Below are 25,624 nucleotides of genomic sequence, written 5' to 3' on the forward strand. Positions count from 1 at the left end.
GATGGCCTGCCGTGACCGACGGGACGGCCGGGCCCGTACCGTACGGGAGTCACCCGCGGCCGTACGCGGCCCGGCGCCCGCGGCCGTACGCCCGCCCTACCCGCGCAGCCGCCGCCGGGCCCGCCACAGCAGGAAGAGCGTCGAGGCAACCGCCGCGAACCGGACCAGCGTGGGCAGCAGGTCCGAGAACTCCTGCCCCAGCGTCCCCTCCTTCAGCGGCTCGCCCCACCGCTCCTGACTGCGCCCCCACAGCCACACCAGCCCGGCGGCCCCCACCGTGCCCGGCACGCCCAGCGAGGCCCACTTCTTCTCCGTCATCGACAGCCGGCGCGAGGTGTACACCAGGGCCCAGCCGACGACCGAGGCCATCCACTGATCGAGCGCGGCGCCCCCCAGCAGCGCGCCCATCGCCAGCACCTCCAGCATCCCGGCGCTGCGCAGGAGTTCGCGGGTGGCGGCGCCGCGGCGGTTCGGGGGCGGGGGCTCCTCGTCCTCGTACGCCTCCTCTTCCCCGGCCTCCGCTTCCCGGCGGGCCTGCTTGGCCTTGGCGGCGCGGGCGGCGCGCGCGGCGTTCGCCGCCCTGGCGGCCTTCGCGGCGCGGGCGGCACGTCCCACGGCGCCCGTCCCGCCGCCCTTCTGCGCGCCCTTCTCCTCCTCGTCGCCGTCCTTCTGATCCGGTGGCTGGAACAGCTCCGGGAGTTCGATGCCGCCGGTGAACCCCGGCACGTCGTCGGCGCCGCTGCCGGCGCCGGGCATCGGGCCGGCGAACGGCGCGGGCTCCACGCGCCACCAGTCGGGGTCGGCGTGCGTGGGGTCGAGTTCGTCCTCGCCGGCGAGGTGCGGCGGGGCGGCGGCGGTGGGCGGCGGCTCGGCGGGCGGGGTGAAGTCCCCGGGCGCGGGCCCGGGTACCTCGGCCGCGGGCCGCTTGGGCTCCCGGCCGCCCGCCTCGCCGCCGGTACGCGGCCGGGGCAGCCGCCCCAGCCACCGCTCGGACCCGCCGACCCGCGGCCGCGGCAGCCGCGACGTCAACCCGCCGCCCCCGCCCGGCGGCTCCCCGGGCTGCACCGCGACCTCCGGCACCGCGGTGGCGGGGTCCCGCTTGGCGGCCTCGACGATGTCCCCGGGACTGCCGAACCGGGCGAGCACCTGCTTCACCGCGGACACGCTGTGCGCGCCCTCGGCGGCGCGCACCTTGTCGATGCCGGCCCGCAGTTCGTTGACCAGCCGCATGCGCTGCCCGGAGGGCAGGGCACGCTGCTGCGCGAGGTCGCCGACGCGGCTCAGGTAGTCGTACACGAGCTGGTCGCTCTCGATGCCCACCGAATCCCCTACGGCCGTGCGCTGTTGACCTCTCGACCGTACCGCGCGCACGGCCGGCCGATCGCCCCCGCGCACGACGCCCGGCACCCGCGGCGGCAGGTGCGCCGCACGTACGCGCCGGGGGACCGAATACGCTGCGGCGGACCGGCACCTCCCGCGACAAGGAGCCCCAGTGGACCCCGTGGACCCCCAGGACCCCGTGGCCGACCCCACCGCCCGGCTGCGCACCTCGGCGCTCGACGCCTGGGCGGCCTCGGCCGCCCGCTTCCGGGAGGACGCCAACGCGGAGGAGGACTTGGCGCTGGGCGGCTACCGCGACCGGCTGGTGGTCGAGCTGGCCCAGAACGCGGCGGACGCCGCAGCCCGCGCGGGAGCGGCGGGCCGCCTGCGGTTGACGCTGGCGGAGGGCGCCCCCGGCGGCAGCGGGGTGCTGACCGTGGCCAACACCGGGGCGCCCCTCGACGCCTCCGGGGTCGAGTCGTTGTCCACGCTGCGGGCCTCCGCCAAGCGCGGGGAGGACACCGAGGAGGCCGTGGGGCGGTTCGGGGTGGGGTTCTCCGCCGTGCTGGCCGTCAGCGACGCGCCCGCGGTCGTCTCCCGCGGCGGCGCCCGCGTGCGGTGGTCGCTGGCGGAGGCGCGGGACCTGGTGCGTACGACCGCCGAGCGCAATCCCGCGCTCGCCGACGAGGCCGCCCGCCGCGACGGCCACGTCCCCCTGCTCCGCCTGCCCCTGCCCCTCGCGGCGGCCGACGCCCCGACCGTACCCGAGGGGTACGACACCGCAGTCCGGCTCCCGCTGCGCGACGCGGCCGCCGCCGCCCTGGCCCGCCGGCTGCTCGGCAACATCGACGACGCCCTGCTGCTCGCCCTGCCCGGCCTCGCCGAGGTCGTCGTCGAGACCCCCGAGGGCGTACGGACGCTGCGCCGCCGCGAAGACGGCCCGTACACGGTCGTCGAGGACACCGGCCGTACGGACCGGGATTCCCGTGCCGGGGCCGGACCGGCCGCAGCGGAACCCGCAGCCGCCCCGCACGCCAGCGCCACCCGCTACCGCACCCGCACCGCCGCGGGACGTCTCGACCCCCACCTCCTCGCCGACCGCCCCGTCGAGGAACGCCTCCGCCCCACCTGGACCGTCACCTGGGCCGTCCCCGTGGACGCCGACGGCGCCCCCGCCGCGCCCGCCACCGCCCCCGTGCTCCACGCCCCCACCCCCACCGACGAACCCCTCGGCGTCCCCGCGCTCCTCATCGCCTCCTTCCCCCTCGAACCCACCCGCCGCCACCTCGCCCCCGGCCCGCTCACCGACTTCCTCGTCGCCCGCGCCGCCGACGCCTACGCCGGGCTCCTCGCCGACTGGGCCCCCCTGGCCCCCGGCACCATCGACCTCGTCCCCGGCCCCCTCGGCCGCGGCGAGCTGGACGGCGCCCTGCGCGCGGGCATCCTGCAACTCCTTCCCGGCATCGCGTTCCTGCCCCCGGCCGCGCCCGAGGAGGGCGCCAAGCCACAGCCGCTGCGCCCCCGCGACGCGCTCGTCGCCGAGGGCGCGGGCGCCGAGACGGTGCGCCGGCTCGGCGACGTCTTCCCGCACCTGCTCCCCGCCGGTCTGGAGCGCCGCGGCGAGCTGCGCACCCTCGGCGTCGCCCGGCTGCCGCTCGGCGAACTCGTCGAGCGGCTGGCCGGCGTGGAGCGCCCCGCCGCCTGGTGGCACGGCCTCTACGGCTCCCTCGCCGGCACCGACCCCGAGGAACTGGGCGGCCTGCCGGTGCCGCTCGCCGACGGCCGCGTCGTCGTCGGCCCGCGGCAGGTACTGCTGCCGGCCGGCGGCGACGACCGGCAGTCCGCCCGCCTCGCCCGGCTCGGGCTGCGCGTCGCCGACCCGGTCGCCGCGCACCCCGTGCTGGAGCGGCTCGGCGCCCTTCCCGCGACGCCGCGCGCCGTGCTGACGACGCCGCAGGTGCGGGCGGCGGTGGCGGGGTCGCTGGACGCGGGGGAGGTGTGGTTCGACGAGGGGCCCGACCAGGGCGCGCCGGGTCCTGAGGAACTGGCGGACATCGTCCTCGGGCTGGTCCGCGACGCGCACCTGGCGCCGGGGGACGAACCGTGGCTGGGCGCCCTCGCGCTGCCCGACGAGGACGGCGACCCGGCCCCCGCCGGTGAACTCGTGTACCCCGGCAGTGCGTTCGCCGCCGTCATCCGACCGGGTGAGCTGGCGTCGTGCGCCGCCGACCTGGTCGAGCGGTGGGGGGAGGAGCCGTTGACGGCGGTCGGCGTGCAGGCGGACTTCGTGCTCGTACGGGCCGAGGACGTCGTCCTCGACCCCGACGAGCTGGAGCCCCGCGACGCCCCCTACCCCGAGTCCGACGACGCCGGGCTGCTCGACGCGGTGGACGTGTGGTGCGAGGACGTCCTCGACCAACTGCCCGAGACCCCCGTACCGCCGGTGCTCACCGAGCTGGTGGGCGTCCGGGACCTGGACCTGGTCGACGACGCGCACTGGCCGCAGGCGCTCGCTCTCCTCTCCCGCCCGCCGCTGCGCGAGGCGCTGACGCGCTCGGCGCGCGTCCTGCTGCCGAACGGCGAGGCGCATCCCGTGCGTCCGTACACCGCCTGGTGGCTGCGCGGCCACCCCGTCCTCGACGGCCGCCGGCCCGCCGGCCTGCGCGCCGCGGGCGGCGATCCGCTGCTCACCGGGCTGTACGAACCGGCCGACGCCTCCGCGGTCGGCGACGAACAGGTCCTGCGCGCCCTGGGCGTACGCACCTCCGCCGCCGCGCTCCTGGACGAACCGGGCGGCGCCGCGGAACTCCTCGCCCGCCTCGCGGACCCCGCCCACGACGTCACGCCGGGGCAACTCCACGCCCTGTACACCCTCCTCGCCGACCTCGACCCCGCCGACGTCACCCTCCCGGACGACCTCCGCGCGGTCCGCGACGGCACCACGGAGGTGGTACCGGCCGGCGAAGCCCTCGTCGCGGACGCCCCCGACCTGGTGCCCCTGGCCACCGCCCACCCGCTGCTCCCGGTCGCCGCGGGGCAGGCGGCGGCCCTCGGGGAACTGCTCCAGGTCCGGCGGCTGACGGAGGTCTACGAGGCCCGGGTGGAGACGGCGGGCGAGGCCCGCGAGGTCCCGCAGCCCGTACGGGACCTGCTGGGCCCGGACACCCCGGCGACGTACGAGGAACACGAGCGGCTGACCGCCGACGGCACCGAACTCGACTGGCGCCGCACCTCCGACGGCACGGTCCACGCGGCGACGATGGAGGGCCTGGCGGCGGGGCTGGCGTGGGCGACGGGGCAGTGGCGGCGGCGGTTCGAGGCGGCGGCGCTGCTGGAGGACCCGACGCGGACGCGGGAGCTGGCCGAGGCCCGCTGGTTCGACTGAGGGCGGTACGGGACCCGGGGCCCGTACCGCCCGAAGAGGGCCGGGTGCACGGCGAGGACGTCACCCGGCCCCGCGGAGACCTCCGTGGAGGCCCCGCCGCACCTACGCCGCCGGAGCCAGCTCCTCCGCCCGCCGCGACGGCACGAACGCGACGTGCTTGCGCCCCCGCCGCAGGTCTATCCGCAGCCGCAGCCCGCCGACCCGGGCCAGCACCAGACCCACCGTGACGGCCGCCACCGCGGAGACCACCCCGCAGGTCAGGAACCCGATCCGGGCGCCGAACGTGTCCGTCGCCCAGCCGACGACCGGCCCGCCGATCGGCGTGCCGCCGACGAACACCATGACGAACAGGCTCATCACCCGCCCGCGCATCGCCTCGTCCGTGGCGAGCTGGACGTTGGCGTTCGCCGTCGTGTTGAAGAGCAGGCCGGCCGCGCCCACCGGCACCAGCAGCGCCGCGAAGAGCCAGAACGCCGGCGACACCGCCGCGACGATCTCCAGCACGCCGAACGCCAGCGCGGCGAGCACCGTCAGCCGCATCCTGCTGACCCCGCGCCGCGCCGCGAACAGCGCGCCGGCCAGGGAGCCGGCGGCCATCAGCGAGTTCAGCAGCCCGTAGGTGCCGGCGTCGCCGTGGAAGACCTCGTCCACGTACGCCGTGAGCCAGATCGGGAAGTTGTAGCCGAATGTGCCGATGAAGCCGACCAGGACGATCGGCCACAGCAGCTCGGGCCGCCCGGCGACGTACCTCAGGCCCTCGCGCAACTGCCCCTTGCCGCGCGGCGCGCGCTCGACGCGGTGCAGCTCCGCGGTCCGCATGAGCAGCAGCCCGGTGATGGGGGCGATGAAGGAGAGCCCGTTCAGCAGGAACGCCCAGCCGCTGCCCACGGCCGTGATGAGGACGCCGGCGACGGCGGGGCCGAGGAGCCGGGCCGTCTGGAAGTTGGCGGCGTTGAGGCTGACGGCGTTCTGCATCTGCTCCTTGCCGACCAGCTCGGCGACGAACACCTGCCGCGCCGGGTTGTCGACGACGGTGGCGAGGCCGAGCAGGAACGCCATGAGGTAGACGTGCCACACCGTCACGGCTCCGCTCAGCGTGAGCGCCGCGAGCGCGAGGCCGATGAGGCCCATGGCCGCCTGGGTGGCGAGGAGCAGCTTGCGTTTGGGCAGCCGGTCGGCGAGGACGCCGCCGTAGAGACCGAAGAGCAGCATCGGCAGGAACTGCAGTGCGGTCGTGATGCCGACGGCGGTGGCGGAACCGGTGAGGCTGAGCACCAGCCAGTCCTGCGCGATGCGCTGCATCCAGGTACCGGTGTTGGAGACCACCTGGCCGCCGGCGAAGAGCCGGTAGTTGCGGATCCTCAGCGAGCTGAAGGTGCCGCGTCTGCTGCTCTCCTCTTCTTCTTCGTAGTCATCGGGTGTGGGTGCGGGTGCGGAGTCTGCTCCGGGTCCCGTACTCAAGTCGTTCTCCTCCGGTCATCATCCTTCGTCAGCGTGGTGCGCCCTCCGGAATCGGCAGGTGGGCCAGCTTTTCGAGCACCGGCGCGGCGTCGCGCAGCGTGGCCCACTCCTCCTCGGACAGACCGCCGGCCAGCTCGGCCAGCCAGGCGTTGCGCTTGCGGCGGCTCTCCTCGAGCATCGCCTCGGCCTGCTCGGTCTGGCTGACGACCTTCTGCCGCCGGTCCTCCGGGTGCGGCTCCAGCCGGACCAGCCCCTTGGTCTCCAGCATGGCCACGATGCGCGTCATCGACGGCGGCTGGACGTGCTCCTTGCGTGCGAGCTCACCGGGGCCGAGCGGACCGCAGCGGAAGAGCGTGCCGAGCACCGACATCTCGGTCGGGCTCAGCGACTCGTCCACGCGCTGATGCCGCAGCCGGCGGGTCAGCCGCATGATCGCGGAGCGGAGCGAGTTCACCGCGGCGGCGTTCTCCTCCTGGGACAGGTCGGGCATGGTCATTAGCGTACCTCATTACTTTGGCTAAGTAAAGTTCGGGGGTCGAGACAGAGGAGGTTACGGCCTGGTCGTGCGGGCCACCCGAAAGGATGACCGCGTACGGGAAAGCCCGCCCCCGGTATACGCGACGGGCGACCCTGAGCGACATGGGGACACACGTGCTGAGTCTGCGCATAGACGGCAACCTCCTCGACCGCCTCCGCACCCACGCGGCGAAGCGGGACATGCCGGTGCAGGACTACGTGCTGCAACTGCTGCAGCGCAACGACTTCGACGAACGCGTCCAGACCGCCGAAGCCGAATCCGCCCGCCTCACCCACTGGCCCGCGACCGCGACCGCGACTCCGGCGACGGCCACGGCCACCACGACGACGGCACACGTCAGTTGAGACCCAGCCAGCGTTCGATGGGTTCCAGGGCGAAGTAGACGACGAACACCGCCGACGTCACCCACATCGCCGGGCGGACGCTCGTCGGGCGGCCGACCGCCGTGCGCAGGAGGGTGTGGGCCAGGAAGCCCATGCCGATGCCGACCGTGATGCTGTAGCTGAACGGCATCAGGATGATCGTCAGGAAGGCCGGGGCCGCGATCGTCGTGTCGGACCAGTCGATGCTGCGGATGTTGGCCGACAGGATCAGGAAGCCGACCACCACCAGCGCCGGGGTCGCCGCCTGCGAGGGGACGATCGTCACCAGCGGGGTGAAGACCAGCGCCAGCAGGAACAGGGCGCCCGTGACCAGGTTCGCCAGGCCCGTACGGGCGCCCTCGCCGACGCCCGCGGTGGACTCGGCGAAGGCCGTGCTCGCCGAGGCGGAGGCGGCGCCGCCGAGGGCGACGGCGGCGCCGTCGGCCATGAGGACCCGGTTCATCTCCGGGAGGCGGCCGTGCTCGTCGAGCAGGCGGGCCTCCTCGGTGACGCCGAGGATCGTGCCCATCGCGTCGAAGAAGCCGGACAGCAGCACGGTGAAGACGAAGAGGCAGCCCGTCAGGATCCCCGCCTCGCGGAAGCCGCCGAAGAGGCTCGCCTCGCCGAGCAGGCCGAAGTGGGGGGCCTCGACGACGTGGTCGGGGAGCACCGGGGCGGTGAGGCCCCACTCCTTCTCCGGGAGGTCGGCGACCGCGTGGATGATCACGGCGAGGACCGTCATCGACACGATGCTGACCAGGATCGCGCCGCGGAAGCGGCGGGCCAGCAGCACGAAGGTCAGTCCCAGGCCCAGCATGAAGACCAGGACGGGCCACCCTTTCAGGTGACCCGCCGTGCCCAGGGTGAGCGGGACGGTGGTCTGCGCGGAGTCCGGGTTGCGGGTGACGAAGCCCGCGTCGACCAGGCCGACGAGGGCGATGAACAGGCCGATGCCGATGGCGATGGCCTTGCGCAGGCCGTCGGGGATCGCGGACATCACCCGTTCCCGTAGCCCCGTGGCCACCAGCAGCATGATGATCAGCCCCGCCAGCACCACCATGCCCATCGCGTCCGCCCACGACATCTCCGGCGCGAGCTGGAGCGACACCACGGCGTTGATGCCGAGGCCGGCGGCGCAGGCGACGGGGACGTTGCCGAGGACACCCATGAGCAGCGTGGTCACCGCCGCGACCAGCACGGTGGCCGTGACCAGCTCGCCGTGGTCCAGCTTGTGACCGAACTTGTCCTTCGCCGAGCCCAGGATGATCGGGTTCAGCACGATGATGTACGCCATGGCGAAGAACGTCGCCAGCCCGCCGCGCAGCTCCTGGGTGACCGACGAGCCGCGCCGCGAGATGTGGAAGTAGGCGTCGAGCGCGGAGGAGGGCCGGGGCGGAGGCCCGTCCCCGGGGGCCGTGCCGGTGGTCTTCCGAGCGGGGGGCATGCGTGACCTTCGTGCGGAACAGCGGCCGGACTTCGGCGCCCACTCAGTATGCCGCCGTGACCGGCCCGTACCCTGGTCGACATGGGCAAGAAGGCGTACAGACATCCCGCGCCGGAGCCGTTCGAGGGCGACATCACGGCGGTGACGGTCGGCGGCACCGTGCTGTGGCTCGTGCTCTTCGTCGTCCAGTTGCCGTTCCTCGGCTGGCTGGACGACCACGACCGCATGTGGTGGCTGTGGACCTGCCTCGCCGGCGCCGGGCTCGGTGTCGTCGGCCTGTGGTACGTACGCCGCCGCGAGGCCGCCCTCGCGCGGGGTGGCCGCGCAGGCGCCGGGTCGAACACGTAACGTCGTACGCATGACGCAGCGGGTCGAGACGGCCGCCGACGGCGGCGAGGGGCCGGAGCCCGGCGGCGGGCCGGGCGGGGCGGCAGGCGGGAAGCCGGGCGGTACGGGCGGGAAACCGGGCGGGAAGACAGGCGGGGCAGGGGCAAACGGGGCGGGCGCGGGCGCCGTTGCGCTGCGGCACGACGGGCTCACCACCGCCGAGGTCGCCGAACGCATCGCCCGCGGCGAGGTCAACGACGTTCCCGTACGCTCCTCCCGCTCCACCGCCGACATCGTCCGCGCCAACGTCTTCACCCGCTTCAACGCCATCATCGGCGTCCTGTGGGTCATCATGCTCGTCGTCGCACCCATCCAGGACAGCCTCTTCGGCTTCGTGATCCTCGCCAACACCGGCATCGGCATCGTCCAGGAGCTGCGCGCCAAGAAGACCCTCGACAGCCTCGCCGTCATCGGCGAGGCCAGGCCGCAGGTGCGCCGCGACGGCCACTCCGTGGAGATCCCCACCGCCGGGATCGTCCTCGGCGACCTCGTCGAGCTCGGCCCCGGCGACAAGGTCGTCGTCGACGGCGAGGTGCTGGAGTCCGACAGCCTGGAGATCGACGAGTCCCTGCTCACCGGCGAGGCCGACCCCGTCGTCAAGCAGCCCGGCGACAAGGTGCTCTCCGGCAGCTTCGTCGTCGCCGGCGGCGGCGCGTTCACGGCGACGAAGGTGGGGCGCGAGGCGTACGCCGTGCAGTTGGCCGAGGAGGCGTCGCGCTTCACGCTCGTCCACTCCGAGCTGCGCAGCGGCATCAGCACGATCCTCAAGTACGTGACCTACATGATGATCCCGGCCGCCATCGGCCTGGTCATCAGCCAGCTCGTGGTCGAGAACAACAGCCCGCAGGACGCCATCCGCCGCATGGTCGGCGGCATCGTGCCGATGGTGCCCGAGGGGCTGGTGCTGCTGACCTCGGTGGCGTTCGCGATAGGGGTCATCCGGCTCGGCCGCAAGCAGTGCCTCGTCCAGGAGCTGCCCGCCATCGAAGGGCTCGCGCGGGTCGACGTCGTCTGCCTCGACAAGACCGGCACCCTCACCGAGGGCGGCATGGACGTCACCGAACTGCGGCCGCTGGACGGGGCGACGGAGGAGGACGTACGACGCGTGCTGGGCGCGCTCGGCTCGTCCGACCCGCGGCCGAACGCCAGCCTCCAGGCCCTCATCGAGGCGTACCCCGACTCCGAGGAGCTGAGCTGCACGGGGTCGCTGCCGTTCTCCTCGGCGCGCAAGTACAGCGGGGCGGCGTTCACCGAGGCGAAGGGCGGGGGAGACGGCGGTACGTGGCTGCTGGGCGCCCCCGACGTGCTGCTGCCGGCCGGCGACGCCTCCCTCGCCGAGATCGACGAGCTGAACGCGCAGGGCCTGCGCGTGCTGCTGCTCGCCCGCGCCGTACGGGAGCTGGACGACCCCGAGGTGGCGCGCGGCGTCGAGCCGACCGCGCTGGTCGTCCTGGAGCAACGGCTGCGCCCGGACGCCGCCGACACCCTCGCCTACTTCGCGGAGGAGCGGGTCGAGACGAAGATCATCTCGGGCGACAACGCGGTGTCCGTGGGCGCCGTGGCCGCGAAGCTCGGCATGGCGGGCGCGGACCGTACGGTCGACGCGCGCACCCTGCCCTCCGACCGCGACGAGATGGCCGCCGTCCTCGACGACAACGCGATCTTCGGCCGCGTCAACCCGCAGCAGAAGCGCGACATGGTCGCCGCGCTGAAGTCCCGTGGCCACGACGTGGCGATGACGGGCGACGGCGTCAACGACGTGCTGGCGCTGAAGGACGCGGACATCGGCGTGTCCATGGGCTCGGGCTCGGAGGCGTCGAAGGCCGTCGCGCAGATCGTCCTGCTGAACAACAGCTTCTCCACCCTCCCGTCGGTGGTCGCCGAGGGCCGCCGGGTCATCGGCAACATCGAGCGGGTCGCGAACCTGTTCCTGGTCAAGACCGTCTACTCGGTGCTGCTGGCGCTGCTCGTCGTCGCCACGCAGGTGCCGTACCCCTTCCTGCCGCGACATCTGACGCTGCTGTCGACGCTGACGATCGGCGTGCCGGCGTTCTTCCTCGCGCTGGCGCCGAACAAGGAGCGGGCGCGGCCGCACTTCGTGCGCCGGGTGATGCGGTACGCGATCCCGGCGGGGCTGATCGCCGGGTCGGCGACGTTCCTGACGTACATGCTGGCGCGGACGCACTACTCGGGGCAGGGGGCGCTGGACGCGGAGACGTCGGCGGCGACGCTGACGCTGTTCCTGATCGCGATGTGGGTGCTGGTGATCATCGCGCGGCCGTACACGTGGTGGCGGGTCGCGCTGGTCGGGACGATGGCGCTGGGGTTCGTGATCGTGCTGGTCACGCCGTGGCTGCAGGACTTCTTCGCGCTGAAGCTGGTGGGTACGGAGATGCCGTGGACGGCGGTGGGGATCGCGGTCGCGTCGGCGGTGCTGCTGGAGTTCGCCTGGCGGTGGGTGACGCGCCGGTTCCCGGACTGAGGCGGTCGTGGTGGCCGGCGGTACGGGTGCGGGCGGTACGGGTGCGGGCGGGCCGGTCGCGGGCGGGCCCGTAGCGGGCGGGCCCGTGGCGATGAGGCTGTTCGCCGCGGTGATCCCGCCCGCGGAGGTGCTGGGGGAGCTGGCGGCGGCGGTGGGACGGCTGCGGCGGCTGCCCGGCGCCGAGCGGCTGCGCTGGGTGCCGCCGGAGGGGTGGCACCTCACGGTGGCGTTCTACGGCGAGGTGCCGGCCGGCTCCGTCGCGGAGCTGGGGGAGCGGCTGGCGCGGGCGGCGCGGCGCCGGGAGCCGGTCGGGCTGCGGCTGGCGGGGGGCGGGCGGTACTCCGACACGGTGCTGTGGGCGGGGGCGGCGGGCGACATCGAGGAGCTGGGCCGGCTCGCGGCGGGCGCCGCGGCGGCGGGGCACCGCACGGCGGGGGTGCCGCTGGCGGCGAAGCAGGGCGGGGGCGGCGGCCCCCGGGGACCGGAGCGCCGCTACCGTCCGCACCTGACCCTGGCCCGCCAGCGCCACCGCGCGGGTACGGACCTGACCCCGTTCACGGAGGCGCTACGGGACTTCGCCACCCCCCGGTGCGACCTCACCACCCTCACCCTGATCCGCAGCCACCCCCCACCCCCCGGCCACCCCGGCGCCCAGCCCACGTACGAGTCCCTGGCCACCTGGCCCCTGGGCAGGGGCGGAACGTAGCGGGGAACTCAGTCGCGGGGGAACTCGCCGGTCGTCAGTTTGAGCCCGGCAGGGGTGTCGGTGAGGTCGATGTCCACGCCGAAGTCGAGGGTCGTCTCGACGCGGTACTCGCCGTCCTTGGGCAGCGTGTGAACGTGGCACTTGCCGGTGTACGGGTCGACGATCAGGTAGACCGGCACGTCGGCGGCGGCGTAGACGGCCTTCTTCGGACCGTAGTCGTTGGCGGCAGTGCTCTTGGAGATCACCTCGCCCACGAACTCGACGTCCCGAGGGTGCCAGCGGTCGTCAGCACCGGGTTCGGCGCCTTCTGCCATCGCGGCGATATCTGAGGCGAAGCCGTTGAGGTGGCCGGGGAAGTCGATGCGGACATCGGAAGCGGTGCGCGTCCGGGGATACCGGGTGCGAAGCTGATCGTAGAGGTCCGCAATGATCAACCAGTGCTTCTGCCGTTGCGGCGACATGTAGACGGTCCCCTCGACGATCTCGACCTTGTATCCCTCGGGGACAGGCATCCGCTCCACTCGCTCGAACAATTTGTCGAGGGTGAGCTCGTCGCTCTCGTCGGCCATCTCGATCCTGTCGGTTTCGACGACGGTCATCGTGGCGCTCCTCCCCGCTGCTGCTTGATCGCATGCAGCCGCGCAGTACAACGATACTCACGGTGAGTCGTCACGGTCCGGTCCTACGCCCCGGGCCCGCCGCCCCGGGCGGGGCGGCGGGCCCGGAAGCTCGGTCGCGTGAACGCCAAGACCCGCATCCGCGTCGTCAGCGCCACGCTCGTGCTGATCTTCGCCGTCGTCGCCATCGCCGCCGCCTTCGGCGGCTGACCCGCCCGCCTACGGAACGCTCACCACGCGAACGCCTCCGGGGACGGACCCGGGCCCGGGAAGATCTCGTCGAGCGACGCCAGCAGCCCGTCCGACAGCGTCAGATCCAGCGCCGGCAGCGCCGACGTGAGCTGCTCCATCGTGCGCGGGCCGACGATCGGGCCCGTCACGCCCGGCCGCGTCAGCAGCCACGCGAGGGCCACCTCCGCCGGGTCCAGGCCGTGCTCGGCGACCAGGTCCTCGTACGCCTGCACCTGCTCGCGCACCGAACCACGCGACAGCGCCGCCGACGACCGCGCGCCGCCGCCCTCGCGCTCCTTGCGCAGCGCGCCGCCCAGCAGGCCGCCGCCCAGCGGGAGCCAGGTGCCGACGATCTCCTCGGTGCGGCCCTTGCCTCGCCCCAGCCGTAGACGTTGACAGTACCCAAAGATCAATTTTGACGCCATGATCCGAACCGCATACTGTCACCACACGTGCACGCTGCGTGTCGCAGGGGAGAGAGCAAGCATGGCGAGAGTTCTGGGTGTGGTCCGTCTGTCGAGGGTGTCGGACGAGACCACGTCGCCGGAGCGTCAGCGACGGTCCATCCAGCGATGGGCTGATCAGGAGGGGCACGTCGTCGTGGGATGGGTCGAGGACATCGACGTGTCCGGCGGGGTGGAGCCGTGGAAGCGCCCGGAGTTCGGCAAATGGCTGCCTTCGACCATCGGGAAGGGGGTCAGCGCGGTCGAGCACCGGATCGCTGTGGAGGAGTCGCGCGCCGACGAGTACGACATCATCTGCGCGCTGAAGATCGACCGGCTCTCGCGGCGTGTGCTGCACGTACACACGCTCCTGGAGTGGTGCGAGGAGAACGGCAAGGAGGTTGCCACCGTCGAGGACGGGATCAATCTCAACACGCAGATGGGCAAGCTCCTGCTCAGCCTGATCGCGTCCTTCGCGGAGGGTGAGCTCGAAGCCATAAAGGCGCGGGCCAAGTCCTCGTACAACCACCTGGTGAAGGAGGGGCGCTGGCGTGGTGGCCGCACTCCGTACGGTTACCGGGAGGAGAAGCGGGAGACCGGCAACGGGTGGAAGCTCGTCCCGGACGACTATGGGACCGACACGGCCGGGACGCTCCGTGAGATCGTCCGCCGGCTCATCACGGGCGAGTCGGCGAACAGCATCGCGCAGTGGCTCAACGAGGACGTGTCGAAGACCCCGACGTCACTCGACGCCCAGATCATCCGTAGCGGCAAGACCCCGAAGGGCAGCCGCTGGACCGCTGCGAACACGGCCAAGGTCGTACGTTCCCGCTGCATCCTGGGGCGGATGGAGGTGTCCGACGACGTGATGGTCGACGGGACGAAGACGATACGGCGCCGGGTCGTCCGGGACGCGGACGGCCAGCCGCTCCAGCGCGCGGAGCCTCTGATCACCCATGAGGAGTGGGAGTTGGCCAACAAGAAGCTGGACGAGAACACCAGCAAGCGCAACGGCAACCGCAGGGGCGGGTCGCCTCTGCTGCGCGTCGCATTCTGCACGTGCGGGGAACCGGCTTACCTCGGCCCGGGCCGTAACTGGCCCTACTACCGCTGTGCCTCCCGCACCACGCACAAGCGGTGTCCGACCGGAAGCAAGGGCATCGCGGCGCACACACTGGAGGACGCCGTGGAGAAGGCGTTCCTCCTCGCTGCTGGGGACGTTGAGATTGTCAGGAAGGTCTTCAGGCCGGGCGTCGACCACACGCGGGACATCGAGGAGGTGAGCCGCACCCTGGCAGACCTGAGAGAGGACCGAGAGGCGGGTCTCTACTCCAGCGAGCTGGGCAAGCAGGAGTACCGGGAGACGTACAAGCGCCTGGACGCGCGACGCGAACAGCTCATCGCGCAGCCCACGCGCCCGGACACCTGGGAGGAGATTCCAACGGGAGAGACCTACCGGGAGCGGTGGAGCAAGCTGTCGACCCAGCATGAGAAAGGCAAGGAGCTTCGCGCCGCAGGGGTCAAGGCCGTCATCCATGCCGAACCGATCACTGGGCTGACCACCGCGCAGCTCATGGCCCCCGAAGGCCACGAAGGGATGTGGCAGCACCCTGTCGGAAGGGTCCAGGTCCTGATCCCGATGGACTTCAAGCAGCGCCTGCGCAACATGGCAGCGGTCCACAGCGAGAGCTGACCGGCAAGAGCGTGGCGTCGAGGAGGGCCCTGCGGTCGGGGCCTCCGCAGGGGCGCGCCGGCGGGCACCTGTCCGTTGTGAACGACGATATGTTCATTGTGGACCGTGCCAGAAGGACCAAGGGTGGAGCGTCAGCGCCATCGGCGAGGCCCTGGGCATCTCACGCGCCACGGTGTACCGGCTCCTCGGAGAAGACGACTGAGCGGAGCGCGCGGCGGCCTTGCCTGGAGTGCGCTCGAAGCAGTTCGCTGGTGACTCATGAAGTACACACAGCTCGGACGCACCGGACTCAAGGTCAGCCGACTTGTCCTCGGCACGATGAACTTCGGCCCACAGACTGACGAACCGACCAGCCACGGCATCATGGATGCCGCTATCGATGTAGGTCTGAACTTCGTGGACACCGCGAATGTGTATGGGTGGGGCGAGAACAAGGGCCGCACCGAGGAGATCATCGGCACCTGGTTCGCCAAGGGCGGCGGCCGCCGTGACAGGACCGTGCTCGCGACCAAGGTGTACGGGAACATGGCGGGCGGCGGCGAATCGTGGCCCAACCACGACAAGCTCTCCGCGCTCAACATCAAGCGCGCGGTGGAGGGTTCGCTCAAGCGGCTGCAGACGGACTACATCGACCTGTACCAGTTCCACCACGTCGACCGGTCGACGCCGTTCGAGGAGATCTGGCAGGCAGTCGACGTACTGATCAAGGAAGGCAAGATCCTTTACGCGGGGTCGTCGAACTTCCCCGGCTACAAGATCGCGCAGGCCAACGAGACCGCGAAGACACACGGCCGCGTCGGCCTGGTCAGCGAGCAGTGCCTGTACAACCTGGCCGAGCGGCGCGCCGAGATGGAGGTGATCCCGGCGGCCCAGGACTACGGCCTCGGAGTGATCCCGTGGTCGCCACTGCACGGCGGGCTGCTCGGCGGGGTGCTGGAGAAGGAGGCGACGACGGGACGTCGGTCGAGCGGACGCGCGGCCGACGCCCTGAAGGATCCGCAGACGCGCGAGCAGGTCCAAGCGTACGAGACCCTGCTCGACAAGCACGGCCTGGAGCCCGGTGAGGTCGCCCTTGCGTGGCTGCTCGCGCGACCCGTCGTGACGGGCCCGATCGTCGGTCCGCGCACACAGGAGCAGTTGGACTCGGCGCTGCGTGCCCTTGACCTGGAGTTGAGCGAGGAGCTCCTCACGTCTCTGGATGAGATCTTCCCCGGGCCCGGCCCTTCCCCAGAAGCCTTCGCCTGGTGATCGTGTAGCACTCAAGGCCGTCGCCCGTTTCGACGGGCGGTGGCCTTGCACGCAATGGCGGCAAACTGCCTACTTGGCACGCTCGAAGCAAGCGCATCGCACGCGCATCCGGCCCGCGTTCCGGCGCGGGCGCATGGCAGGCTTGGCGCCATGCGCGCCCACCGCCTGCCGACCGCCGCCGCCCTTCTGACCGCGGCGGCGGTGGCGACCTCCGCCGCGTACGCCCCGCCCGCCGCGGCGCAGGACGACGTGATACTCACCGACCCGCGGATCACCGAGTCCAGCGGCCTGGCCGCCAGCCGGCAGCACGACAACGTGTACTGGACGCACAACGACTCCGACGACGGCCCGTACGTCTACGCCGTCGACGGCGAGACGGGCGAGACGCTGGCGACGATCACGCTGCGGGGCATAGGGGAGCCGCGCGACGTCGAGGCCATCTCGCTCGGACCCGACAACCAGCTCTACGTCGGCGACATCGGCGACAACATGGACGGCTCCTGGTCGTACGTGTGGATCTACCGCTTCCCCGAGCCGAAGCAGCTCAAGGACGCGACCGTGGACGCCGTGCAGTACGAGGCGCAGTACGAGGACGGGCCGCGGGACGCGGAGGCGCTGATGGTGCACCCGAAGACCGGGCGGGTGTACGTCGTGAGCAAGAAGGAGAACGGGGGCGCGGCCCTGTACGCCGGTCCCGAGGAGCTGTCGACGGGCTCGATGAACATCTTCGAGCGGGTCGCGCCGGTCAACCTGTGGGTGACGGACGGGGCGTTCTCGCCCGACGGTACGCGGCTGGCGCTGCGCAGCTATGTCGGCGGGCGGATGTACCGCTTCGAGAAAGGCAAGCCGCAGGAGGACGGGCGGCTGGACGTGCCGCTGCAGCGGCAGGGCGAGTCGATGACCTACACGGCGGACGGGTCGGCGATCGTGTTCGGGAGTGAGGGCGAGCAGAGCGACCTGATCTGGCGGGAGGCCGAGAAAGGCGGCGACTCGTCGGAGTCGGGCGGGTCGGAGGACGGCTCGGGGGACGGCCGGGGGGACGGCGCGAGTGGCGCGGGGGACGACGAGGACCGCGACCCGGTGAGGACGGTGCTGCTGGTGGGCGGGGGGATCGGCGCGGTGCTGCTGCTGCGCCGCGCGCTGTCGCGGCGGCCGCGCCCGGACTGAGCGGGACTGAGCGGAGGCGCGGGCCGGGCGGGCCGGGGGCGCGGTGACCCGGTTGTCGGTGGGGCGCCCTACCCTGGGGCGGGTGCGAGGGGGACGTGCGTGACGTACGTGATCTGACCTGCGTGACCCGACCTGCGTACGGGCCCGCTCGGCTCAGACCGTTTCCCCCTCGCGGCACTCCTCGTCGAAGACCCGTGCACCCGCGGGCGGCGGTGTCCAGCCCGTCTCACGGCGGTGGTCGATCAGCGCCTCCAGGCCGTCGAGCATCCGGTCCATCGCGAACTTGAACGTCTCCTCGTCCAGTGCGGAGAAGGAGTCGTCCGCCAGCTTGGCGATCCTCGGGTAGCGCCCGGACTTCATGGCCGATTCCAGCGCCGGCGACTGCGCTTCCCAGAACTCCTGGTCGGTGATCCCCGTCCGTGCCTCCGCCTGCTTGGCGTTGACGTGCACCCGGGCGAGGCCGGCGGCGGTGGAGTCGAGCGAGGTGATGAAGCCGACCTTCTCCTGGTCGGTGAGCAGCAGTCCGTCGAAGACGCTGAGGGCCAGCTCGAAGGAGTCCAGTCCGTTGGGGCCGAGTACGGGCCGGCCCTGGTCGACGTGGAGCAGCCACGGGTGTGCGAGGTAGTGCTCCCAGAACGAGTGGGCCAGCTCCCGCATGCCCTCCCGCCAGGTCGGCTGGCTCTTGAAGTGTTCGACGTCCTTCTGCTCGATCGAACCGACGCCGTCGAGCATCAGGTCGAGCAGCTCCGCCTTGCCCGGCACGTGCCGGTACAGCGACATCGTGCCCACGCCCAGACAGCCCGCGATCTTGCGCATCGAGACCGCCTCCAGCCCTTCGGCGTCCGCGATGCGGATCGCGGTGAAGACGATCCGGTCCACCGAGATGCCGGGCTTCGGACCGCGCTTCCCGCGCTCGTCGATGCCCCAGAGCAGGGCCATGCTGCGGCTGAGGTCGCCGCTGCCGCTGTGTTCCCTTGCCGCCATGGGGCCGAGTCTAGCTGCGGACTTGCGATCTGCGTACACCGTATGCGTAAATGAGTACGGCGTACTCAGATAGGGGAGGATGAGCGTGAAGGCAAGCTCGGCCGACGCCGTCGTGGCGGACGGCGTGCAGAAGCGCTACGGAGAGAAGCGGGCCCTCGACGGCTTCGACCTGACCGTGCCGTACGGCACGGTCTACGGCCTGCTCGGCCCCAACGGCGCCGGCAAGACGACGGCGGTGCGGATCCTGTCCACCCTCATCCGCCTCGACGGCGGACAGGCCCGCGTCGGCGGGCACGACGTGATGAAGGAGCCGGTCAAGGTGCGCCGGCGGATCGGCCTCGCCGGGCAGTACGCGGCGGTGGACGAGGTGCTGACGGGCCGGCAGAACCTGGAGATGTTCGCCCGGCTGTTCCACCTCGGCTCCCGGCGCGCCCGCGAGCGCGCGGCCGAGCTGCTGGAGCAGTTCGGGCTGACCGAGGCCGCGGACAAGGGCGCCAAGGAGTACAGCGGCGGCATGCGCCGCCGGCTCGACCTGGCGTCGAGCATGATCCTCGCGCCGGACGTGCTGTTCATGGACGAGCCGACGACCGGCCTCGACCCGCGCAGCCGCGGCGAGGTCTGGCAGGCGGTGCGGGATCTGGTCGCCGGGGGTACGACGGTGCTGCTGACGACGCAGTATCTGGACGAGGCCGACAAGCTCGCCGACCGCATCGCCGTCATCGACGACGGCCGGACGATCGCGGACGACACCCCGGCCGCCCTCAAGAACACGGTGGGCGGCGACCGTATCGAGGTCGTCGTCGGCTCGGCGGAGGAGATCCCGGACGCGGTGAAGGCCGTCGCCCGGGTCTCCGGCGCCGACCCGGCCATCGACCTGGAGGAGCTGCGGGTGCACGGCGCGGTGACCGACCGGGTCGCGGCGCTGACGGAGGTGGCGCGCACGCTGCAGGACGAGGGGGTGGCGGTGGACGACATAGCGCTGCGGCGGCCCACCCTGGACGACGTGTTCCTGAGCCTGACGGGCCACACCGCGGCGGAGGCGGAGACGACCGAGAGCACCGCCGGGAAAGACGACAAGAAGGCGAGCAGGAAAGAGGAGGCCCCGGTCGCATGAGCACCGCCACCGAAACCACGGCGGGGGAGAAGCGGCCCCGCCCCGCGGCCAGTGAGCAGGCCCCCGGCGGAGCGCTGAAGTGGGCGTTCGCCGACTGCTGGACCGTCGTACGCCGCGGCCTGCTGCACTACCGCCGGCAGCCGTCGAACATCGCCTGGCAGCTCGGCTTCCCCGTCGTCTCCGTCCTCCTCTTCGTCTATGTCTTCGGCAGCGCGATGGAGGGCGGCGCCGACGCCTACAAGTCCTACGCGATGCCGGGCATGTTCGCGATGACCATGGCCTTCGGGTTCATGAACACCGCCATGCTGATCGCCATCGACAAGGACCACGGCATCACCGACCGCTTCCGCTCCATGCCGATGTCCCCCTCGGCCGTCGTCAGCGGCCGGGGCGTCTCCGACCTCATCGGCGCCGCGCTGGACCTGGCGGTGATGGCGGCGATCGCGCTGATCATCGGCTGGCGCTCGGACGGCTCGCTGCTGGAGACCGCGGCCGCCTTCGGGCTGCTGCTGTGGCTGCGCTTCGCGCTGATCTGGGTCGGGGTGGTGCTCGGTCTGCTGACGCCCAACCAGGAGGCGGCGGGAAACCTCTTCGCGGTCGCGTTCCCGTTCGGCATGGTCTCCAGCGTCTTCGCCTCACCCGCGGACATGCCGGGCTGGCTCGGCACGATCGCGATGTGGAACCCGGTGTCCTCCACGGCCAACGCCGTGCGCGAGCTGTTCGGCAACCCGGGGCGGCTGGGCGACTCGTGGATAGAGCAGCACGCGATGCTGATGGCGCTCGTATGGCCGGTGGTGATCACGGCGGTGTTCCTGCCGCTGGCGGTGCGGAAGTACCAGCGGCTCTCGCACTGAAGGCCCGTAGCGGGGTGAACGGAAATCAGATCCGCTCGACCACGTAGTCGATGCAGCGGGTCAGCGCCTCGACGTCGGCGGGATCGATCGCGGGGTACATCGCGACCCGGAGCTGGTTGCGCCCCAGCTTGCGGTACGGCTCTGTGTCCACGATGCCGTTGGCGCGCAGCGTCTTGGCGACGGCGGCGGCGTCCACGTCGTCGGAGAAGTCGATCGTGCCGACGACCGCCGACCGCTGCGCCGGGTCGGCGACGAACGGCGTGGTGGCCTTCGCCTCCTCGGCCCAGTTGTAGAGCGTGCGGGCGGAGGTGGCGGTGCGGCGTACGGCCCAGTCCAGACCGCCCTGCCCGTTCAGCCAGTCGAGCTGGTCGGCAAGGAGGAAGAGGGTGGTGAGGGCGGGGGTGTTGTACGTCTGGTTCTTGCGGGAGTTGTCGATCGCCGTGGGCAGCGAGAAGAACTCCGGCACGTGCCGCCCGGAGGCGTGCACGCGCGCGGCCCGCTCCAGCGCGGCCGGCGAGAACGCGGCGATCCACAGCCCGCCGTCGGAGGCGAAGGACTTCTGCGGCGCGAAGTAGTACACGTCGGTCTCGGCCACGTCCACCGGCAGCCCGCCGGCCCCGGACGTCGCGTCGACGAGCACGAGCGCCCCGTCGTCGGCCCCCTCGACCCGGCTCAGCGGCATGGCGACGCCGGTGGAGGTCTCGTTGTGCGTCAGCGCGTACACGTCGACCCCGGCCTCGGCCCGCGCCTCGGGATGCGTACCGGGCTCGGACGAGACGACCGTCGGCTCGTCCAGCCACGGCGCGAGCTTGGCGGCCTTGGCGAACTTCGAGGAGAACTCGCCGAAGGACAGGTGCTGCGACTTGCGCTCGATCAGCCCGTGGGTGGCGACGTCCCAGAACGCGGTGGCCCCACCGTTGCCGAGGACCACCTCGTACCCCTCGGGCAACGAGAACAGCTCACGCACCCCGTCACGCACCCGCCCGACGAGCTCCCGCACGGGAGCCTGCCGGTGAGACGTACCGAGCAGAGAGGAACCGGTGGCGGCCAGCGCCTCAAGCGCCTCGGTGCGCACCTTGGACGGGCCCGACCCGAAGCGTCCGTCGGCGGGCTTGATGTCATCAGGAATCACGATCTCAGCCACCCCCGAAGCCTACGACCCGACCGCTCCGCGACGACGCTCCCGTCCACCCTCTGAGACACGAACACCCACGTAGTGGGCCGCCCGCGGTGGGTGCAGCGCGGGCCAGAGCCGGCGGGCAGCTTGCACGAGTGCCATCCGCGTGTTCTTGCTTGAGCATGGCGAGCGCAGAAGTTACCGAGCTTTGCGAGGAAACCCGCGGGCGCTTTTCCCACCGGAAAGACCTGTCCCGCATTCAGCCATGCTCCCAGCGCCAGTAGTCGGCGTCACTCATTCATCTCGGATCCTGCGTCGGAGCCGCTGACTTTGCGTTGCTCGTAGCGCCTAAGCATGTAGGCCGTAAAATGAATGGCACGATTCTTGTCCGCTGCGGAAAGCCGACTTAGTTTACGGTAGCGCCGAACGCTGACGTCAATAGTATTCCTTTCGGCGCTGGGTGCTTTGCTGTGGAGCTTCTGTAGATCACGCGGGAGGTGCAGAATGGAGCAGATCCAGGCCGCTGCAGGAGTCGGTTCAAAAAGAAACGGGATGAGCACGTAATCCCGATCGGGCTCGATCTGAATGTCGCGAGCCCGTCGACTGAAGCCATTTTCTTGCGCTTCTCGGATGAGTTCCTGAAGTTCACTGGATGACACACGCCGTGGTTCCGCTGGAACCGGCCAACCCAACGGCGATCTCAGTGTTCTGTTGAGAACCTTTCTTAGTTTCATGAGGTCTTTCTCACCAGATTCCGCCTTCGTCCACAAGCGCCAGGATCTCCGTATCCGGGGTGACGCCGGGGTGGTGAGGATTATGCATTCTTTCCAGGGCCTCTGCGATGCGATGATTTCCCTGCTCCACCGCGCCTCCTCCCAGAGAGATGACACTTCCGATTTCGTCTGGATCATTGATTGCCTCAAGAAGCCTACGATCGTCCAGGCTGCGTATCGGCCCCATCTTGCGTGGATCGCCCGCGTCTGGCAGATGTATTCCTTCCAAATCGCCCAACCGGACGGGTATGCGATTCGCCCGCATCTGCCGGTCTACAACCACTGCGGGATCTTCGGGGAACAGCTTATCCTTTATTTTCCCAAAGAACCCTTTGTTGCCGTACGGGGAGAGTCCGAGTGGGTCGGCCCAGGTGTGGGGGTTGTGAACGTAGGTGGTGGGGTTGGGGTGGGGTTCGAGGCCGAGGGGGTCGGGGGTGGTGTAGTGGGCGGTGGTGGGGTCGTAGTAGCGGTGCAGGTTGTAGTGGAGGCCGGTTTCCGGGTCGGCGTACTGGCCGGGAAAGCGGAGTGGGGTGTGGGCGGTCGCTTCCCGGTGCCACGTGGTGGTGCCGTAGAGGGTGGTGCGGGTGCGCCAGGCGATGTCGCCGTCGGGGGCGACGAGTTCGCGGGGGGTGCCGACGAGGTCGGTGACGATCGCGAAGAAGCGTGCGTCGATCTCGTCCTGGGTGGTGGCGTCGGTGATGCGCTCGGTCTGGGAGACCGGGACGATGCCGTCGTGGTCCCAGGTGAGGGTGAGGGCGTTGGGCAGGTCGCGGGCGTGCGTGGTCTGTTCGGCGAGGGTCGGGCCGTCGTAGGCGAAGGTGATCGTTTCGGCTGCTTCGTCCGTGCCGGGAGCGAGGCGGGTTTTGCTGCGTCTGCGGCCGAGGGGGTCGTACGTGTAGCGCCATTCGGTGCCGTCGGGGGTGGCGGCGTGGGTGAGGCGGTTTTCGGTGTCGTAGGCGAACCGCCAGGTCTCGGGCTTCTTGGAGAGGCGGGTCCGGGTGCGGCGGATCAGGCGTCCGGCGTCGTCGTGCTGGTAGTGGTAGTGGCCGGCGCGGGTGAGGGTGGTGCCGGTGTGGGTGCGCTGCCCCGATGCGTCGGGGGCGGTGTGTTCGGCGGGCCACGTGGCGGTGGTCTGGGCGCCGAGGGAGTCGTAGGCGTAGGTCTCGGTCCAGCCGGGGGCGGTGACCTGGGTGACGCGGCCGGCGGGGTCGAGGTCGAAGGTCTGCCGGCCGGAGATCCGGTCGTCCAGGGCGAGGAGGTATCCGTCCGGGCGGTAGGTGTAGGCGCGGGATTGGACGGGCGTGGGCCCCGCGGTGAGGGTCTGCCGGGCGAGGCGGCCGGCTGGGTCCCAGTCCGAGGCGAGGGTGAGGGCGCCGATGCTGCGTTCGGTCTCACGGCCAGCGGCGTCGTGCACGGAGTCCACGGTGTGGTTGCCGGTCGTCAACCGGGTGCGGCGGCCCGCGGGGTCGTAGGCGTAGGTGCTGACGTGGCCGGATGGCGTGGTCCGGTGGGTGCGGTGGCCGGCTGCGTCGTAGGCGAAGGCGACGGTTTCCCCGTCCCACACCTCCGCGGTGATCTGCCCGAGGAGGTCGCGATGCAGGCTGAGTTCACCGTCAGGACCGGCGGCGGACGCGAGTCGGCCGGCCGGGTCGTAGGAGTAGCGGGTGACGGCGTCGCCGGTGTTCTTCTCCGTGAGTCGGCCGAGGGTGTCGCGCCGGTAGGTGAGGGTTGCGCCGAGGGGGGTGGTGCGGGTGATGAGGCGGCCGGCGGGGTCGTGTTCGTAGGCGGTGCGGCGGTTGTCGAAGTCGGATTCCGCGATGAGCTGCCCGGCTGGGTCGTAGATGTAGTCCCAGGTCAGTCCTTGGGGGTTGGTGACCTGGGTGAGGCGTAGCTGGTGGTCGTGGGTGAAAGTGTGGGTGGTGCCGTCGGGGTCGGTGCGGGTGGCGATCCGGTCGAAGTGGGTGTAGGTGAACGCTGTGGTGTGCCCGGCTGGGTTGGTGAGGGTCAGGCAGTTGCCTTCGCCGTCGTAGGTCCACCGCTGCTCGGCGCCGTCGGGTCCGACCTGGCGGGCGGGCTGCCCTTCGACGGTCCATTCCATGCGGGTGGTGGCGCCGGTGGGATCCGTGGCGGCGATCAGGCGGCCGAAGTCGTCCCATTCGTAGGCGGCTATTCCGCCGGTGGGATCGGTGATGCGGGTGGTCAGGCCGGCGGCATTGCTCTCCACCTCGGTGGTTGCGCCCAGGGCGTCGGTTACGGATGCCAGTCGGCCGGCGTCGTCGTAGGCGTAGTGGGTGGTGTGGCCGGCCGGGTCCGTCAGCGCGGTCCGGTTGCCGCGCTCGTCGAGGGTCTGCCGCCAGCTCGTGCCGTCTGCGCTGATGAGTTCGACGGGGGTGGGGTGGCGGTCGAAGACCGCGCGGGTCTCGCTGCCGTCGGGGCGGGTCACGGTGGTGCAGCGGTGCTCGCCGTCGTAGGTGAAGCGGGTGGTGTGGCCGAGGGGGTCGGTCTCGGCGACGAGGTTGTGGTGGCGGTCGTACTCGCGGCGTGTGATCGCGCCCAGGGGGTTGATCTCGGCGATGACCTGGGAGTTGTCGTTGATGACGAAACGGGTGGTCGCGCCGTCGGTTGCGGTGAGCAAGGTGAGAGTGCAGCCGGGCCAATCGGGGTCCGTGGTGCCGTAGGCCAGGGTGAGTGCGATGTGACCGGCTTCGCCGCCTTCGGCGATGCAGCGGTCGTGTCGGTCGTAGGTGTAGGCGTACGAGTGGTTGTTGCGGTCGGTCCAGGAGGTGACGCGCAGGCGGTCGTCGTAGGTGAAGGTCAGCGGGAGGCCGGAGGAGTTGTAGTCCTCGGTGAGGTTGCCGTCCTCGTCGTACCCGAAGCGTTTGATCTCCGCATCGGTGCCGTCTGCGGCGGCGCCCGCGAGATGGAGGGCGGTGACCCGGTCGTCCTGTGTCGTCAGGCGGAGGTGATAGCCGGCGGAGTGGTGGACGCCGGTGGGGGCCCCTTCGTCGTCGTAGGCGAAGGTGAGGGTGTGGCCGTTGCGGTCGGATATCTGGTGCAGGAGGGCGAGGCCGTCGCTGTCCGGTGCCTGAAAGCGGCGGATTCGCCCGGCGGATGGATCGGTGATCTCGTAGCCGCCGGTCTCCAGAAGGGCCAAGGGCCAGCGGGGGCCTGAGAAGCCGTTGTCTTTCCGTACTTGATCACCGTGTTATCGCTGGTCAGGCATAGTGTCGGGGTTTCTGTGGCAGGCAGAGCACGTCGTGTCGGCGTGGCTGTGGAGGTGCGGAATGCCGTCGGTGAT

The 25,624-nt window shown here is 71.4% G+C and carries 20 protein-coding genes and 1 pseudogene; 11 read left to right on the plus strand and 10 right to left on the minus strand.

What is annotated here, in order from left to right; translation table 11 throughout:
• Window positions 1-96: 96 nt before the first annotated feature.
• Window positions 97-1,320, minus strand: a complete 1,224-nt coding sequence (locus ABGA99_RS31230; protein ID WP_347583944.1) for a hypothetical protein — start codon at window positions 1,318-1,320, stop codon at window positions 97-99.
• Window positions 1,321-1,492: 172 nt separating this feature from the next.
• Between ABGA99_RS31230 and ABGA99_RS31235 the strand changes: the two genes are divergently transcribed.
• A complete protein-coding gene (locus ABGA99_RS31235; protein ID WP_347583945.1) occupies window positions 1,493-4,705 on the plus strand; it encodes a molecular chaperone Hsp90 in 3,213 nt (1,070 codons plus the stop codon).
• A gap of 102 nt (window positions 4,706-4,807) precedes the next feature.
• Here ABGA99_RS31235 and ABGA99_RS31240 read toward each other — a convergent pair whose 3' ends face one another.
• Both ABGA99_RS31240 and ABGA99_RS31245 read right to left on the minus strand, forming a co-directional pair.
• On the minus strand, window positions 4,808-6,166 hold the full coding sequence (locus ABGA99_RS31240) for an MFS transporter (protein WP_347575134.1): 1,359 nt from the start codon (window positions 6,164-6,166) through the stop codon (window positions 4,808-4,810).
• Window positions 6,167-6,194: 28 nt separating this feature from the next.
• Window positions 6,195-6,656: a MarR family transcriptional regulator gene (locus ABGA99_RS31245; protein ID WP_347575133.1), complete on the minus strand. Its 462-nt coding sequence runs from the start codon at window positions 6,654-6,656 to the stop codon at window positions 6,195-6,197.
• Between the two features lie 149 nt (window positions 6,657-6,805).
• Here ABGA99_RS31245 and ABGA99_RS31250 point away from each other — a divergent pair, with 149 nt between their 5' ends.
• Window positions 6,806-7,048, plus strand: a complete 243-nt coding sequence (locus tag ABGA99_RS31250; protein ID WP_347575132.1) for a hypothetical protein — start codon at window positions 6,806-6,808, stop codon at window positions 7,046-7,048.
• Here ABGA99_RS31250 and ABGA99_RS31255 read toward each other — a convergent pair.
• Window positions 7,041-8,510, minus strand: a complete 1,470-nt coding sequence (locus ABGA99_RS31255) for an NCS2 family permease (protein ID WP_347583946.1) — start codon at window positions 8,508-8,510, stop codon at window positions 7,041-7,043. The two genes, ABGA99_RS31250 and ABGA99_RS31255, sit on opposite strands and share 8 nt — an antisense overlap.
• A gap of 81 nt (window positions 8,511-8,591) precedes the next feature.
• Between ABGA99_RS31255 and ABGA99_RS31260 the strand changes: the two genes are divergently transcribed.
• From ABGA99_RS31260 to thpR, 3 genes are all read left to right on the plus strand, one after another.
• Window positions 8,592-8,858 (plus strand): DUF2530 domain-containing protein, encoded by a 267-nt coding sequence (locus ABGA99_RS31260; RefSeq protein ID WP_347575130.1) that lies wholly within the window; start codon window positions 8,592-8,594, stop codon window positions 8,856-8,858.
• Between the two features lie 10 nt (window positions 8,859-8,868).
• Complete coding sequence (locus ABGA99_RS31265; RefSeq protein WP_347583947.1) at window positions 8,869-11,379, plus strand: HAD-IC family P-type ATPase; 2,511 nt, start codon at window positions 8,869-8,871, stop codon at window positions 11,377-11,379.
• A 91-nt stretch (window positions 11,380-11,470) separates the two neighbouring features.
• A complete protein-coding gene (gene thpR / locus ABGA99_RS31270) occupies window positions 11,471-12,085 on the plus strand; it encodes an RNA 2',3'-cyclic phosphodiesterase (RefSeq protein WP_347583962.1) in 615 nt (204 codons plus the stop codon).
• An 8-nt stretch (window positions 12,086-12,093) separates the two neighbouring features.
• Here the strand turns inward: thpR and ABGA99_RS31275 are convergent, their stop codons facing one another.
• Together ABGA99_RS31275 and ABGA99_RS31280 are read right to left on the minus strand one after the other, a co-directional pair.
• A complete protein-coding gene (locus ABGA99_RS31275) occupies window positions 12,094-12,684 on the minus strand; it encodes a Uma2 family endonuclease (protein ID WP_347583948.1) in 591 nt (196 codons plus the stop codon).
• 248 nt (window positions 12,685-12,932) lie between these two features.
• Window positions 12,933-13,274 (minus strand): annotated as a pseudogene (locus ABGA99_RS31280) (aldo/keto reductase); the annotation flags it as partial.
• A 145-nt stretch (window positions 13,275-13,419) separates the two neighbouring features.
• Between ABGA99_RS31280 and ABGA99_RS31285 the strand changes: the two are divergent.
• The 4 genes from ABGA99_RS31285 (at window position 13,420) to ABGA99_RS31300 (ending at window position 17,484) form a co-directional block, all read left to right on the plus strand.
• Window positions 13,420-15,069: a recombinase family protein gene (locus ABGA99_RS31285; RefSeq protein WP_347583949.1), complete on the plus strand. Its 1,650-nt coding sequence runs from the start codon at window positions 13,420-13,422 to the stop codon at window positions 15,067-15,069.
• Window positions 15,070-15,208: 139 nt separating this feature from the next.
• Window positions 15,209-15,271: a hypothetical protein gene (locus ABGA99_RS31290; RefSeq protein ID WP_347575321.1), complete on the plus strand. Its 63-nt coding sequence runs from the start codon at window positions 15,209-15,211 to the stop codon at window positions 15,269-15,271.
• Window positions 15,272-15,327: 56 nt separating this feature from the next.
• On the plus strand, window positions 15,328-16,317 hold the full coding sequence (locus ABGA99_RS31295; protein WP_347575126.1) for an aldo/keto reductase: 990 nt from the start codon (window positions 15,328-15,330) through the stop codon (window positions 16,315-16,317).
• Between the two features lie 150 nt (window positions 16,318-16,467).
• The gene (locus tag ABGA99_RS31300; RefSeq protein ID WP_347583950.1) at window positions 16,468-17,484 is read left to right on the plus strand and encodes a WD40 repeat domain-containing protein; all 1,017 of its coding nucleotides are present in this window, start codon (window positions 16,468-16,470) and stop codon (window positions 17,482-17,484) included.
• 153 nt (window positions 17,485-17,637) lie between these two features.
• Here ABGA99_RS31300 and ABGA99_RS31305 read toward each other — a convergent pair whose 3' ends face one another.
• Window positions 17,638-18,468 carry a TetR/AcrR family transcriptional regulator gene (locus ABGA99_RS31305; protein ID WP_347583951.1) on the minus strand — a complete coding sequence of 277 codons (831 nt, stop codon included), beginning with the start codon at window positions 18,466-18,468 and terminating at the stop codon, window positions 17,638-17,640.
• Between the two features lie 85 nt (window positions 18,469-18,553).
• On the opposite strand from ABGA99_RS31305, the gene ABGA99_RS31310 reads away from it, so the two are divergent.
• Both ABGA99_RS31310 and ABGA99_RS31315 read left to right on the plus strand, forming a co-directional pair.
• Entirely contained in the window at window positions 18,554-19,582 is a 1,029-nt protein-coding gene (locus tag ABGA99_RS31310; protein ID WP_347575123.1) for an ATP-binding cassette domain-containing protein, read from the plus strand.
• Window positions 19,579-20,436 (plus strand): ABC transporter permease, encoded by an 858-nt coding sequence (locus tag ABGA99_RS31315; RefSeq protein ID WP_347583952.1) that lies wholly within the window; start codon window positions 19,579-19,581, stop codon window positions 20,434-20,436. Before ABGA99_RS31310 ends, ABGA99_RS31315 begins: the two co-directional genes overlap by 4 nt.
• A gap of 25 nt (window positions 20,437-20,461) precedes the next feature.
• Here the strand turns inward: ABGA99_RS31315 and serC are convergent, their stop codons facing one another.
• From serC to ABGA99_RS31330, 3 genes are all read right to left on the minus strand, one after another.
• Entirely contained in the window at window positions 20,462-21,580 is a 1,119-nt protein-coding gene (serC, locus tag ABGA99_RS31320; RefSeq protein ID WP_347575121.1) for a phosphoserine transaminase, read from the minus strand.
• 263 nt (window positions 21,581-21,843) lie between these two features.
• Window positions 21,844-22,212, minus strand: coding sequence for a hypothetical protein (locus tag ABGA99_RS31325; RefSeq protein ID WP_347583953.1), 369 nt, complete (start codon window positions 22,210-22,212; stop codon window positions 21,844-21,846).
• Between the two features lie 85 nt (window positions 22,213-22,297).
• Window positions 22,298-25,480 carry an RHS repeat-associated core domain-containing protein gene (locus ABGA99_RS31330; RefSeq protein ID WP_347583954.1) on the minus strand — a complete coding sequence of 1,061 codons (3,183 nt, stop codon included), beginning with the start codon at window positions 25,478-25,480 and terminating at the stop codon, window positions 22,298-22,300.
• Window positions 25,481-25,624: the final 144 nt, after the last annotated feature.

The organism is Streptomyces sp. B5E4, assembly GCF_039871555.1.
In the GTDB taxonomy this organism is placed as follows: domain Bacteria; phylum Actinomycetota; class Actinomycetes; order Streptomycetales; family Streptomycetaceae; genus Streptomyces.